14 protein-coding genes are annotated in these 14,340 nt (G+C 38.7%); 5 read left to right on the forward strand and 9 right to left on the reverse strand.

What is annotated here, in order from left to right; translation table 11 throughout:
- Positions 1-110 precede the first annotated feature (110 nt).
- Genes RG571_RS04560 through RG571_RS04570 form a run of 3 tightly spaced genes read right to left on the reverse strand, consistent with a single transcriptional unit; the run spans position 111 to position 4,393 of the window.
- A complete protein-coding gene (locus RG571_RS04560) occupies positions 111-2,003 on the reverse strand; it encodes an ABC transporter ATP-binding protein (RefSeq protein ID WP_002287265.1) in 1,893 nt (630 codons plus the stop codon).
- Positions 2,000-3,727, reverse strand: a complete 1,728-nt coding sequence (locus RG571_RS04565) for an ABC transporter ATP-binding protein (RefSeq protein WP_308947779.1) — start codon at positions 3,725-3,727, stop codon at positions 2,000-2,002. Before RG571_RS04565 ends, RG571_RS04560 begins: the two co-directional genes overlap by 4 nt.
- Positions 3,728-3,742: 15 nt before the next feature.
- Positions 3,743-4,393, reverse strand: coding sequence for a TetR/AcrR family transcriptional regulator (locus RG571_RS04570; protein WP_002287269.1), 651 nt, complete (start codon positions 4,391-4,393; stop codon positions 3,743-3,745).
- Positions 4,394-4,596: 203 nt separating this feature from the next.
- Here RG571_RS04570 and RG571_RS04575 point away from each other — a divergent pair, with 203 nt between their 5' ends.
- A complete protein-coding gene (locus RG571_RS04575; protein WP_002339730.1) occupies positions 4,597-4,893 on the forward strand; it encodes a rhodanese-like domain-containing protein in 297 nt (98 codons plus the stop codon).
- A 191-nt stretch (positions 4,894-5,084) separates the two neighbouring features.
- Complete coding sequence (locus RG571_RS04580) at positions 5,085-5,705, forward strand: NAD(P)H-dependent oxidoreductase (RefSeq protein WP_002287272.1); 621 nt, start codon at positions 5,085-5,087, stop codon at positions 5,703-5,705.
- Positions 5,706-5,796: 91 nt separating this feature from the next.
- On the opposite strand, the gene RG571_RS04585 is transcribed toward RG571_RS04580, so the two are convergent.
- A complete protein-coding gene (locus RG571_RS04585) occupies positions 5,797-6,963 on the reverse strand; it encodes an AI-2E family transporter (protein WP_002287273.1) in 1,167 nt (388 codons plus the stop codon).
- 11 nt (positions 6,964-6,974) lie between these two features.
- On the reverse strand, positions 6,975-7,328 hold the full coding sequence (locus RG571_RS04590) for a PTS glucitol/sorbitol transporter subunit IIA (RefSeq protein ID WP_002294113.1): 354 nt from the start codon (positions 7,326-7,328) through the stop codon (positions 6,975-6,977).
- A 127-nt stretch (positions 7,329-7,455) separates the two neighbouring features.
- On the opposite strand from RG571_RS04590, the gene RG571_RS04595 reads away from it, so the two are divergent.
- The gene (locus tag RG571_RS04595) at positions 7,456-8,478 is read left to right on the forward strand and encodes a lactonase family protein (protein WP_002318648.1); all 1,023 of its coding nucleotides are present in this window, start codon (positions 7,456-7,458) and stop codon (positions 8,476-8,478) included.
- An 18-nt stretch (positions 8,479-8,496) separates the two neighbouring features.
- Positions 8,497-8,658 carry a hypothetical protein gene (locus tag RG571_RS04600; protein WP_002287277.1) on the forward strand — a complete coding sequence of 54 codons (162 nt, stop codon included), beginning with the start codon at positions 8,497-8,499 and terminating at the stop codon, positions 8,656-8,658.
- Positions 8,659-8,916: 258 nt separating this feature from the next.
- Here RG571_RS04600 and RG571_RS04605 read toward each other — a convergent pair whose 3' ends face one another.
- Both RG571_RS04605 and RG571_RS04610 read right to left on the reverse strand, forming a co-directional pair.
- A complete protein-coding gene (locus RG571_RS04605) occupies positions 8,917-9,351 on the reverse strand; it encodes a hypothetical protein (RefSeq protein WP_002297703.1) in 435 nt (144 codons plus the stop codon).
- Positions 9,352-9,460: 109 nt separating this feature from the next.
- Positions 9,461-11,320 (reverse strand): LTA synthase family protein, encoded by a 1,860-nt coding sequence (locus tag RG571_RS04610; RefSeq protein WP_002318647.1) that lies wholly within the window; start codon positions 11,318-11,320, stop codon positions 9,461-9,463.
- Here RG571_RS04610 and RG571_RS04615 point away from each other — a divergent pair, their 5' ends adjacent.
- Positions 11,321-11,461: a hypothetical protein gene (locus RG571_RS04615; protein ID WP_002321042.1), complete on the forward strand. Its 141-nt coding sequence runs from the start codon at positions 11,321-11,323 to the stop codon at positions 11,459-11,461.
- Here RG571_RS04615 and RG571_RS04620 read toward each other — a convergent pair.
- Positions 11,438-12,598 carry an NAD(P)-dependent oxidoreductase gene (locus tag RG571_RS04620; RefSeq protein ID WP_258430275.1) on the reverse strand — a complete coding sequence of 387 codons (1,161 nt, stop codon included), beginning with the start codon at positions 12,596-12,598 and terminating at the stop codon, positions 11,438-11,440. The genes RG571_RS04615 and RG571_RS04620 overlap by 24 nt on opposite strands.
- Before the next feature lie 306 nt (positions 12,599-12,904).
- Complete coding sequence (gene araA / locus RG571_RS04625; protein WP_258430276.1) at positions 12,905-14,329, reverse strand: L-arabinose isomerase; 1,425 nt, start codon at positions 14,327-14,329, stop codon at positions 12,905-12,907.
- Between the last annotated feature and the right edge of the window lie 11 nt (positions 14,330-14,340).

The following is a 14,340-nucleotide window of genomic DNA, read 5'->3' on the forward strand; positions in this document are numbered from 1 at the left end:
TTTTGAGCTAATACCGAGGGACAGCTGATTGAACACCGTTTATTCGGAAAAAGGGACTGTGACACGACTTTTGTCACAGCCCCTAAAAAAAATAATAAATTTGTACTATTCTATGAAGCTTCTTCTTCAGAAAACTGACTGTTATAAAGATCTGCATAGAATCCGTCTTTTTCCATCAATGTATCGTGGTTTCCTGTTTCTACGATCGAACCATGATTCATCACAATAATGTTGTCTGCATCGCGTATTGTAGACAAGCGGTGAGCAACAACGAAACTTGTCCGGTTTTCCAATAGGCGGTTCATCGCTTTTTGAATCAGTATTTCTGTTCGTGTATCTACACTAGATGTTGCTTCATCAAGGATCAGGACATCTGGATTTGCTAAGAATGCCCGCGCAATTGTGATTAGCTGACGCTGCCCTTGCGAAATATTGCTTGCATCCTCGTTTAATACAGTGTTATATCCTTCTGGCAATTTACGAACAAAATCGTCTACGTGAGCAGCTTTAGCAGCCTCAATGATTTGTTCGTCTGTTGCATCGTCGTTCCCATATTTGATATTGTCATAGATACTTCCTGTAAACAGCCAAGTATCTTGCAGTACCATTGAAAACTGTGCGCGCAATTCATCACGTGAAAGATCACGGGTATCTACACCATCGTAACGAATACTACCTCCAGAAACATCGTAGAACCGTTCAAGAAGGTTGATCAGTGTCGTCTTCCCTGCACCAGTCGGACCTACAATAGCGACCATCTCACCAGGTTTGACATCCAAGTTAAAATCAGTCATTAGCAAGTTATCTGGTGTGTAGCCGAATTGAACATTTTCAAAACGAACTTTGTATGGTGTATCTTTTTCTTCTGGAAGGCCAGATTTTTCATTGGACATCTCTTCTTCATCCAACACTTCAAATACCCGTTCGGCTGAAGCAACTGTTGATTGGATAGTGTTCATCAAACTTGCAAGTTGAGTGATTGGTTGAGAGAACTGTGTTGTATATTGCAAGAACGCTTGAACATCCCCTAATGTCATGTTCCCATTTGCAACTTTTACTCCGCCTAGTACAGCGACGAACACATAGCCTAGATTTTTAACGAAATTCATCAACGGCATGATGATTGCCGAAATAAATTGAGCTTTCCAACCAGCGGCATACAGATTCTGATTTTCTTTTTCAAATACTTCCTGGTCTTTTTCAGTATGATTGAATGTTTTAACAATGGTATGACCACCATATGTTTCTTCTACTTGGTTATTCAATAAACCTAAACTTTTTTGCTGATCTGCGAAAAACACTTGTGATTTCGGCGCTACGATCATCACGATGATCAAGCTTAAAGGGATCATCAATAACGCGACTAACGTCAATTGCCAGCTGATTGAAAGCATCATCACGATGACCCCAATCAATGTGACTGCACTAGTTACAAATTGAGTCAAATTTTGCTGCAGCGTGCTTGCGATGTTATCCATATCATTGATTGCTCGAGACATGATATCCCCATTTGTATGTGTATCATAATAGGAAATCGGTACACGATTCATTTTGGCTTCCAAATCATGACGTAATTCATAAACTGTTCGTTGGGAAACACGTGTCATAATAAATTGCTGTAAAAAGTTGAATACAGCAGAAATCAAATACATCACGATTACTGTCGCAATGATCTGCGCGATTTTATCAAAGTCTATCGGAAATTTTGTTACTTGTTGGCCTTGTTGCATCTGTTGAGCGCCAGCCATTACACCTTTGAATATTTCTGTGGTTGCTTTCCCCAAGACCTTTGGTGTTTGGATTTGGAAGATCACGGCTGCTATTGCTAGTACAAATACAGCGATGATCGCAACCATACGTTTAGACATATAGCCAAACAATCGGCGTACCGTTCCCCAGAAATTTTTAGGCTTTTCACCTTTTACACCGAGATTTCTGCCAGGTCCACCATGTCCTGGACCGCCTGCTGGTCCATGAGAGGGACGTGTGTTTGTTTTACTCATGCTAAGTCCTCCTCTCTTAGTTGTGAATGAACGATTTCTTGATAAGTTTCGTTTGTTGCTAATAGTTCTTCATGTGTTCCTTTGCCAACCAGTTTTCCTTCATCTAGCACAAGGATCATATCTGCATCCATTACTGTACTTACTCGTTGAGCAACTAAAACGGTGATACTTTCTTTCATATTCGTTTTCAATGCTTGGCGAAGATTGGCATCCGTTTTGAAATCCAACGCTGAGAAGGAATCATCAAACACATAGATATCTGCTGTTTTGACTAATGCCCGTGCAATTGCCAGACGCTGTCTTTGTCCACCAGAGAAGTTTCCTCCTCCTTGTTCCACATGGATATCTAAGCCATCTTCCATCTCTGAAACAAAATCTTTAGCTTGTGCGATTTCTAATGCTTTCCAAATCATTTCATCTGTTGCATCCGGCTTACCATACTGCATATTGTCTCGGATCGTTCCAGAGAACAGAACTGCTTTTTGAGGAACAAAGCCCATTAATTCTCGCAAATTATATTGAGTCATGTCACTAATGTCCGTTCCATTTATTTGGATCGAACCAGATTCGATGTCATATAATCGAGGGATCAAATTGACTAAGGTCGTTTTACCTGAACCAGTCCCCCCTATGATTGCGACGATCTCGCCCGACTTGGCTTGGAAATCAATATCTTCCAATGCAAGTTTTTCTGCTCCATGATATCGATAATTGACATGATTGAAGGCCAATGTTGCGTTTTTTCCAGCAAAAGAAACTGTTTTAGGATTTTCAGGGTCATGGATACCGATTTTTTCATCCAACACTTCATTAATACGGTCAGCTGAAGCTTGTGCACGAGGCACCATGATAAAAATAGCGGAAAGCATCATAAAGCTGATCAAGATCTGCATCGCATAAGTCATAAATGCAATCAGATTACCGACTTCCAAAGTCATATCTGCTATGTAGTGTCCACCAAACCAAGTGATTGCTACGTTTGTACCGCTCATGATCAATGTCATCATCGGCATCATCAATGCGACGATCGTATTAACTTTGATTGCCGTATTTGTATAATCTTTATTCGCTAAATCAAAACGATTTTCTTCAAAGCGTGTCTTATCGAATGCTCGAATCACTCTGACCCCTGTCAATCCTTCTCGAAATACCAGGTTTAAACGGTCAGTTTTCTTTTGCATACTTTTGAATAATGGAACAGCAAAGTACATGATTCCGCCGATCAAAATAATCATTACTGGGATGACGACTAAGAAGATTTTTGTCAACTGATGATCTTTTTGATAAGCAAGTATGCTCGCGCCAATCAACGTGATTGGTGCATTGATCATCATACGTAAAAACATTTGTGTAACCATTTGGATTTGAGTCACATCATTGGTCGTTCTTGTGATCAAAGAGGCCGTTCCATATTTATCAAACGCATCTTTTGTCAGACTCTCTGATTTTTTATAGACATCCGTACGCAATTGCTTACCCAGTTTCTGTGATTCACGAGTAGCAAAAAATGTATTTGCGATAGCAGCTAAGATACTGATCAAAGAAAAGCCGATCATCACAAAACCTGTATGCCAAATATAATCGACATCTCCTTGCGCTACCCCTTTATCAATAATATTGGAGGTAAGTGTCGGCAAATATAAATCTGCCAGTACTTGGATCACCATGAAAACTGCAGCTGCAATTGCTGAAGTCAAGGAGATCCGTTTTACGATTTTTAGCATCTAGTTCCCTTCTTTCTATTTATATACTCCGTTTTTCAGCCAAGAAAGTTTCAAATTGAATTCACTGATTGCTTGCTCTACTGAGTAATCTTCAGATGTTGAAAATAAGCGATACGAATGCGCAATTGTTGTAAATACAGTATTCATCACTAATTGGATCAGTAATTCCAATTCATGATCATTTTTTACTTTCAGCTTCGTCCGATCAATCAATTCAAGCAACTCTTTTGCATCTTGTTTGTGTTCTTTATGTGGATCGTGAGGCGTTTTTTGGCGACTCGTATGAGGAGCGACTTTTCTTGAGGCACGGTAATCCATGTTCATAAACAAATTACGATAAAAAGAAGCATTCTCGCCTTCCAAAATCTCATAAATCATTTTAGAAAAATAGGATTCGAATCCTTTGAATAGATCACCATCGGATTCTTTCATTAGTTGTAACATATCTTTAGAGCTGTCACGTCTCATTGTCTCAAAGTAATAAAAATAAAGATCCTCTTTATCTTCAAAATACTGATAGAAACTGCCTCTAGGGATATCCGCTAATTTGACGATATTAGCAATCGAAGCTTCTTTTAAGGGTACTCTAGAAAACTCGATTCTCGCAGCCTCGATTAGTCTTTTTTGTTTTTCTTTAGGCAAATGGAAAAATGTCTGTGTCGGCATATGGATCCTCCTTTCTTTCAAGATGACACATTGTCATATGACGCGATGTCATTATAACACCTCCTACCTGTTTTGCAAGACATTTGCATAGTTTTTTTCATTATCATCCGATACATTAAAAAAGTGATAAGAGGAATCCTTCCATTTGAATTAATGAGAGTTGCCCATTAAAATAGCCACATACTAAACAAAGGATGAGATAAATGGCCCAATCAATTAGTGTCCAAGACTTCAATAAATTGCCTCTCGATGCTGACAGCATCGTTTTAGATACAAGAAATACCTTAGATTACACAAAAAACCACTTAAGCCACTCGCTTTCTACCCCCGCTGCTATCTTGCCAAGACAATTAAAAAATCTAGATCCAAAGAAACTTTATTATATTCTAAGCTATACAGGCAGGCGATCAGAAGCATTAGCCGATCAACTTACTGCTAATGGTTTTCGTGCTGTTTATATCATTGGTGGGATGGAAGCTCTTCAGTCGAGTGTTGCTTGAATATTGCTTGTTAGATTCAAAAGAGGCTGTGACAAAAAATCGTGTCACAGCCTCTTTTATATCCTGTCTTTTTTTAGTTATTTATTCTTCAACCTTATCAATATGACTTGATAGCCTTTTCTTTTTCGAGTAAACTGATTTTGTTAGTCATAGTTATAACAATCATAGCAATAAAAGGAGAAGGTAAGCATATGGCATCTGTTTTAGTAGTCAAAGGTCATCCCCTAACTGCAGAAGAATCGCGCACAGTTAAGGCATTGACGTCTTTTTTAACAAGTTATAAAGAAAATCATCCAGATGATGAAGTGACTGTTTTGGAACTTTATCGCGATGATATTCCGGAAATCGATGAAGAATTATTATCAGGTTGGGAAGCATTACGTGCTGGTGCAGAATTCACTTCCTTATCAGAAAGTCAACAACAAAAAATTGCTCGTTTCAATGAATTGACTGATCAGTTCCTTGCTGCTGATAAAATCGTTATCGCAAACGCCTTATGGAATCTAAATATCCCAACAAAATTAAAAGCTTGGTTCGATACCGTCAATGTAGCTGGAAAAACGTTCCGCTATACAGAAAACGGGCCAGAAGGATTAGTGACAGGTAAAAAAGCACTGCACATCCAATCTAATGGCGGTGTATACAACGGACAAGACTTTGCCTCTCAATATGTAAAAGGTATTTTAAACTTTGTAGGCATCGATCAAGTAGATCAGCTATTCATCGAAGGAATCGATTATGACCCTGACCGTGCAGATGAGTTGATGCAAAATGCATTAGATAAAGCTGCTGCTTTAGGTAAATCATTTTAAAAATTGAGATAAATGCATACAAAAGAGACAGAGGAAAAAATCTTCAAAGCAGCATTTGTGCCTTGGATATTTTCCCATCTGTCTCTTTTTGTTATTCTTTCTGCTTTTTCAACGGATTTTCTTCATAAAGAGAAGAGATTGTTGTGTACCATTCAAAAACATGAGTAATCACTACTTTAGCTGCTGCATAAACAGGAATCCCCAAGATCACACCGATGATTCCGAACAATTTCCCAGAAGTCAGCAGAACTAATAAAATCGTTACTGGATGGATTGCTAACTGATTCCCTAGTACTAATGGAGAGATCAAGCGTCCTTCTATTGTCTGCTCTACTGCAAAAACGATCAGTACTTTGATGATCATGAATGGACCTGCTACAATGGCTAAAAAGATAGCCGGAATCATCGCTAAAAATGATCCTAAGTAAGGGATCAGGTTCAAAAAACCCGCAATAATCCCCAACGTGACAGCATACTCTAAACCAATGACCGCAAAACCAATCATAAACATGATTGCCACAGCAAAAGCCACAGTTAGTTGTCCTCTTATATAAGAAGAAACTTGACTATTCATTTCACTCAGCACATTCAACGTCGGTTTTTGCATGCGTGTCGGTAAAAATTTGACAAAATAAGGTGCTAATTGTTTACCGTCTTTCAATAGATAAAATAAGATAAACGGCATCGTCAGCAGAGCCACTAAAATAGTCGCTACCGCGCCGACAAAACTTCCAAGACTCTGAACTGTACTCTTAGATATATCTTGGATCATATCGCCTGCCGAATTCATGAACTTATCACCTGCTGTTTCCAACTGTTCGCGAAATTGGTTGAACAGCGGGTCCCGCAAAATCTCGGTTAATTTATTATCAATCGTATCTACATATTGAGGGAAGTTACTGATGAAGCTCACTGTTTGTTCCTGAATCTTAGGGATGATCACTACGCTCCCCCATGCGATTAGTGCAACAACCAAAACAAACAGCCCAATGATACTGTAAAGCCTTGGTACTTTTCGCTTTTCAAAGTAATCAACTACCGGATTCATCAAGTAATACAAGATTCCTGCTAAAATGATAGGCAGACCTACGATTGCTAAAAATTGCCAGATTGGTGCAAACAAATATGAAACTTTTGTAAATAAAAAGACGATCAGCAATATTAACAATACAACAAGTAAGGCTGTGACTACTTGATTATTTAAAAACCAGCGCCAAAACCACGACACCGGTCTGTTCTTCTTATTTTTTCCTTCCATAATTCCTCCTGTTAGTTATAAAAAATTTGGCTTCCCAAACCAATAGCAGGCAGTCTATGCGGATGAAGATAGATTCCATTTGCAATTTGTCCTTCTTCTGGACAAGCATCAAAAATCAATGATACGTGAGCTACTGTCTCTAAATTCCCATTGGCCATCGGACCGACATAATCGATCGTATATACCTGATCATCAAAAGCAATTGTTCCGCCTGCTTTCAAAGAAAAAGGTTCGTCTTTTGATACTTCTTGAATCACCGAATATTTTCGTAAGGCAGCTGTTGCTGTTTTATCGAACAAAATCAGCATGGGTTCTTCCTTGTTTATTGCTTCTGTCCCAATTTCTGTAATCTTTGCCTGAATCATTGCACTCTCTCCTTTAATTGCTTTCAAAAACAGTATAACACATTCTCATTCTTTAGCCGTGTGGAATAATTATGTGATAGAATAAAAACGAAAACTATTTCATTACAATTAGGAGGAATCAGCTCATATGATCGAAAAGATAATTTTAGGAACCTATACGCGTCGCGAAAGTAAAGGAATCTATACGATCGACCTTGATACAGAAAAAGAAGAATTAGCCAACCTTTCATTAGCTGTTGAAGAAAATAGCCCTACCTATGTAGCAAAAAGTAAAGCTGGCAATCTTTACACAGTTACTAGTGTGGATGGATTAGGTGGTGCCGGTGCGTACGATAAAGATTTTCATTTTTTGAATGCGGTAACAGAGTCTGGCGCTCCTTTGTGTTATGTAGCGGTTGATGAAGCACGTCAATTACTATACGGGGCGAACTATCATAAAGGTGAAGTAAATGTCTACCATATATTAGGAGATGGCGAACTGAAAGCAGCAGATTCAATATTCCATCAAGAAACGACAGGTCCTCATAAAAACCAAGATCATGCGCATGTCCATTATACGGATCTGACTCCTGACCAACGATTAGTCGTATGTGATCTTGGTACAGATCGTGTGTATACTTATGATGTGTCCGAAAACGGCAAATTGAATCTTGTAACTACCTTCACTGCAGAGCCAGGAACAGGCCCTCGCCATCTTGTCTTTCATCCAAATGGACAATTCGCTTATTTATTTGGTGAATTAGACAGCACAGTCCGCGTGCTTTCTTATAATAAAGAAACAGGTGCTTTTGAAGAATTACAGAAAATATCGACCTTGCCAGAAGAATTCGACGGTGAAAATGGAGGGGCAGCTATCCGCATTTCAAATGATGGCAAGTTCCTTTATGCTTCTAACCGAGGACATAACTCGATTGCTGTATTCGCAGTTTTTGAAGATGGTTCCCACATTCAAAACAAGCAAATTATCTCAACAGAAGGGGATTTTCCCCGCGATTTCGCACTAGATCCAAGCAATAATTTTGTCGTGTGTGCCAATCAGAATACCGATAATCTGACATTATATCGCCGTCATCCTGAAACAGGATTACTGGAATTACTGAAAAAAGATGTCTATGCACCAGAATGTGTCTGTGTTTATTTTGATCGTTAGTAAGAAAAGGAGAATGAAATGAATCAGCAAGACGTATTAGACAGACTACGGGAAGAACTAAATATTCCTTTCTTTGATGGGAAAATCGAAGATAAAGAGTATAGCGAAGAGGAATATCAGAAACTCAAAGCCGATTTACAGAACTACTTTGAACAATATGTACAGAATGTAGAAAACTAATCAGCTTTCCATACTATCTGAAAAGAACATCAGGACAAGACTTTTCCGTCTATCCTGATGTTCTTTTCTACAAATAAAAAACCGCCGAGATGGTTAGACTCGACGGAAAAGGAGTATTTACTCGATTTTGAGTAAGTACAAGGTTGTTGTTGGTTATAGGTATGTCATTATCATAAAGGATTTTGATCACTCTATCATAAAGGTAATATTACATTTATATTAGATAACTCTAGTTTTTATTGTTATCAAAGATTTCTTTTATTTTTTCAACAACAAATTAGTCATTTTTTGGATGGCAGCTGTCAATTGGTCTGTCGCTTGGTCTTGTTTTGCTTCAGATGTATTGAATAGATCTTCATCTACCCCTGATTCAAGATCGATACTTTGGATCATTTCTTCACAGCCTGCTACATATGAAAGATAAGCTTTTTCAAAATTTTTATGAATGCCCATTGCTTTTGCTGGTGGACGCAAAGTACTGACTTTCTTAAGCATTGCCCGATATTTTTTTGTTCCTTCTTCAAATAACAGGATGATCTCTTCAAGAGTCGATTTGTCCAGGTCACTTGTTTTTCCTTCATCGATTGCGTTTCTGATCACTTCATATTTCGGATGCATTCCTTCTCCGATTGCTTCTGTTTCCTTGACGATTTGATCGATGGACTGCACATAATAGCCAATATTCGGTAACATGTTCGTTTTCCTACTTTCTCCATTGTTGTTATTATTTATTCTACTTGTTTTTATCCTCAAATGACAAGTACTTGAAAAAATTTAATGGTTTCTATACAGCTCGCCATTCTTATTCGTGCTCAAAGAAACCATCTGCTAAACTATATTGTTTCCCTGCGACAATGTCATATTGGATCAATTGATATTCGTCGTAAATCTCTTGTTGCGAGCGATTGAATTGCGCTTCTTTATACCACTGTCCGTTTTGATAGTACAGTTCTCGTTCAAACGCCGGAAGTTCCTGTTCTAATGATAAAAGCAGCTGATAAAAGCCATTTGTTGTCTGATTCGTCTGTTCCATTAGATTCGCTGCAAAATAAAACGGACTGGTGATTGCATCTTGAGTCGTTTGCTTTTCTAATTTCCCTTTGCTGTCAAACATCAAGAATTGTGTTTCATGCAATGTTTGTTTATCATTTTTGGCTTGGATGGTATCTGAATAAATCCCTGGCAGATGATCCCCCCAAAAAACAACTAAAGTCCTTCTAGAAAGATTCTTCAATTCTTCCGTGAACTGCTTCAGTGCCGTGCTGCTATAGGAAATATCTTGCAGATAATTCTCTAAGTCAAGCGTCCTACTTCCATCTGAAATTTCTGCAGAATAGCCCAGTCTATCATACTTTCCATTGTAAGGCATATGTGTCTGCATCGTGACTAAATGAATGAACTGAGGTGTTTTTTCTTCCTTGAGAAGTGTCATTACTTCTTTGTAAGCTGACTCATCAGAAATATATGGATTATTCTCTATCGTATCCGTATAGGTCATCGTACGCTCGCTGATGAACTGGTCAAATCCTAATGTCTGATAAACATCCTCTCTTTTATACATCGAAGTATTGTATGGATGGATCGCTGTCGTCTGGTATGATTGTGCGTTTAACGCTGAAACGATAGAAGGAAGCTGATCCATTTTTGGTACAAGCATCGTGTAAGGGGTGGTGAGTTGCGCATTAAATAACGCCATAGAAAAACCAGTCAATGCTTCAAATTCGATATTTGCTGTTCCACCGCCATAGTTTTGAGAAAGCATATTGCCACTATATGTTTGATCAGCTACTTCATAATAATCTGCCAATGGCTCACCAGATACTTCTACGCCGTTTAATCGACTAGGATCTGAGAAACTTTCACTCATCACGAACACGATGTTCGGCGACTCTTCCTCTACAGTTTTATTTTTTTCATCGGCTAGCTTCTGGTATTTTTCAGTGATTTCTTTGATCTTTTCTTTCGAATATCCTTCAGGTTCATCCATTGGTTCTACCTTCAGATTGTACAAAAACCCACCGATAAAACCAGTGTTATAGTAGTTCATTTTCTGGCTGTAAGGTATCCATAGTGCCGTTTTATTATATGCTTTTCGCAACAAATTATCGGGATTGTTGAAATTACTGATATACCCTAGCAGTCCAATTGCCACAAGCAGTGTCGTTAATCGGATCAATTGGAATCGCCTTCCTTTTTTCAGGCTTCGAAACATGTACCAGCAAAACAATCCTAGCACGGTTCCTGCGGCAGCTAAGATCACTGTAAACAGCATAGTGCCGGTCATATCTTTCAGCAATCCGATTTCAGTGATCATCTTCAAATCGTCTGGATAAATCGGTTCTTGCCGATAACTCATTTTCATATAATTTGCAAAACCTAATACACCGATGGCTACGACATACGTAAGGGAACCTAAAGGGACAGATCCTGCTAGTGCAATCAGAAAAATAAGAATGATCAGCAAGACGAGACAGGCTAAGAAGAATTTTTCCGTATGCCAAGAAAAAGCAAATTTCAACGCAAGGTCTACGGATAGATCATTTTGACACCACTGCAAAAATAAATTACTAAAAACAACAAGAAAAAAGATACTGATGATCGCTGCTGTTCCTTTTAAAATCTTTTTCTGTTTGGTCGAAAGTCTGCTTATATATCTTTTCAAATGCTTGCTCCTTCATTTCTATCAATAAAAGAATGTTGCTTCTCTTATTTTAGTTGTACGAAATTCGAAAGTAAAGAACGGAAAGAAGAATTAATGAAATCCAAATATTCTCTTTCTTTATGGCCTTTCTGGTTTCTTTAATAAGCGGACCTTTCGTACTCCAGAAATTTTTTCTAGCTGTTGTTTCACTTGATTGAGCTGTTCAAAAGCAGTACTGTCTATGTCAATCAATATGTAGACATGCTCATTCTTATGGTTACGCGATATATCTGCGACCGCTAGCTCGTTCTCATTCAGCAGAGAAAATATCTCTGCTAATATATTGGTTTTCTTTTGATAAAATATAGTGAATCGAAACGGCGCTTGGAAAAACATTCGTGCGGATGGATAATTGACCGCTTCTCTAACCGTACCGAACAAAAGATAATCTTTTAAGGCTTCAACTGCCAAACGTCCGCTGTCTGCCAAAGCTTCCTGAGTCGATCCCCCTAGATGAGGCAACATAAGTATACGGTCATTTTCTAAGAACTCTTCTTCTGGGAAATCAGTCACGTATTTGGCCAGATGTTGTTTTTCCAATGCTTGCATAACAGCATATTTATCAACAATTTCACTTCTTCCTACATTGATAAGTACAGCATCTTTTTTCATTTTTTCTATATTCGCCTGATCGATCAATCCTTTTGTATCTTCTGTCAACGGCAGCATGACTACGATGTAATCCGAGGTAGAAAGAACTGTTTCTAAATCTGCTTGCCGAACATAATCCAACTGGGCATCGCGGATAGAATAACCCAAGACATCCATCCCTAAGCTATAGCAACTTAGCGCTACTTTTGTGCCTATCGCTCCAAGACCAAGAAGACCGATGGTTTTGCCTTGCAATTCTCGTCCCACATAAGCACTTCTTTTGTTTTCTGCCTGTTCTAAAATATTAGGACCTGTTAGTGTTTGTACCATACGACTTGCTTCGATTATCGGACGGGAAGATAAGAGCAAACAGCACAAAACAAGCTCTTTTACTGCATTAGCATTTACACCTGGTGTATTCATGACGATCGTCCCGTTTTCAGAAGCTTTTTCAACGTTGATCGTGTTCACCCCAACACCAGCTCTTGAAATTGCTAGCAAATCTGGTGTAAGCCATTCATCTTTCACTTTCGTACTACGAATAACTATTCCTTCGGCTGGCAAATCATCTATTATTTTGAAATATTCCCCTTGTAACTTTTCTATCTCTTGTTCTGGAATAGCATCAATCAAATGAACGTGATACATAAAACCCCCTCCTTACTAACAAGTATCTCGAAATTTCTGCAATTAGACAACTGTTTACCATTTGACTTCCTAGAAGCAAAAAGAGCAGTTAGAGCAGAGTAGGATTAGTGATAAAAATAAGGCTATGACAAGTTACTGCCATAAGCCTTATTTTCGAGAGCAAAATATTGAGGGTGAGATATCTTGATAAATGGTGTTCCGTTAGCTGACATTGATAATAAGACTAAATTTCAAAAAAGTTGAAAAGCAAATTTCGTCAATCTCTTCTTAATTCTTAAAACTAAGCGGCTTTTTCACAACCTCTTTTTATCTAATAACCACTGTTTCCAACTCAACTAATTTTGCCCACGTTTCAATTTGATCTGTTGTTAGATTTAGCGAGACAACGGTATGATGACCGCCACCTGCCTGAATCCATGAATGGACACCTTCATGGAAATTCGGTTTAGTTTTCCATAACACACGTGCAACAGGTAAATTAGGTGCTTCAGTCGTTGGTTCAAAGGCTTCTACTTCATTGATCAGCAGTTTATAATGCGTACCGAAATCTGCCATCGATACGACTACCCCTTCTCCTGCTTTCCCATCAAACACAAGACGCACCGGATCTTCTCTATCTCCCATTGATAAAGGAGAAACAACGATTCTTGGTTTCGTCGCAGCAAGCGTCGGATCTACTTCCATCATATGGGATTCCAAGATTGCTTCTTGGCCACTAGCTAGCTCGTAAGTATAATCTTCCATGAATCCTGTATCTTTCCCTCGAGCCATGATTTTCAGCAACCGATCAATCGCTGCAGTTTTCCAGTCGCCTTCCCCAGCAAAACCGTATCCTTCTGCCATCAAACGTTGTACAGCTAGTCCAGGTAGTTGTTTCATTCCATACAGGTCTTCAAAATTAGTCGTAAAAGCGTTATAGCCTCCTTCTTCTAAGAAACGGCGAATACCGATTTCCTGCTGAGCTTGTACTTTTACATGTTCCTCCCATGTCTTTTCTTCATAATCACCATAGTCGAAGGTATACAATTCCTTGTACTCTTCAAATAATTGATCGACTTCTTCGTCTGATACGCGATCGATTACTTGTACAAGATCTCCGATACCAAAATAATCAACAGTCCAACCAAATTGAATCTGTGCTTCCACTTTGTCTCCTTCTGTGACACCCACGTTTCTCATGTTGTCACCAAAACGAGCCACTTTTATTCCAAAACTTTCATTATAGGCTACTGCAACATCCATCCAATCAGCAATCTCTTTTTGGATCTCAGGTCGTTTCCAGTAGCCAACGACGATTTTATTTTGTTTATTTAATCGAGCATTGATGAACCCATATTCGCGGTCACCATGAGCGGATTGATTTAAATTCATGAAATCCATATCGATCGTTTTCCAAGGAATGCTTTCGTTATACTGAGTAGCTAAATGAAGCAATGGTTTTTGTAGAAGCTTTGTCCCGCGGATCCACATTTTTGCTGGTGAGAAAGTATGCATCCAAGTGATCACACCTGCTACTTCTTCTCGATAATTGACCTCTTTCATGATTTTTGTGATCGTATCAGCAGTAACTGCTAATTCTTGAAGGCGGATTGGATAAGGCAATTGGCCATTTTCATTCAGTTCATCGACCATTTCTTGTGCATGTTTCTTTACTTCTCGCAGTGCTTCTTCCCCATATAAATGCTGTGATCCTACAACAAACCAAAATTCTTTTTCTCCAATATTCAACATAACTAGCCACT

This window comes from Enterococcus sp. FR204, assembly GCF_031143325.1.
Lineage (GTDB): Bacteria > Bacillota > Bacilli > Lactobacillales > Enterococcaceae > Enterococcus_B > Enterococcus_B faecium.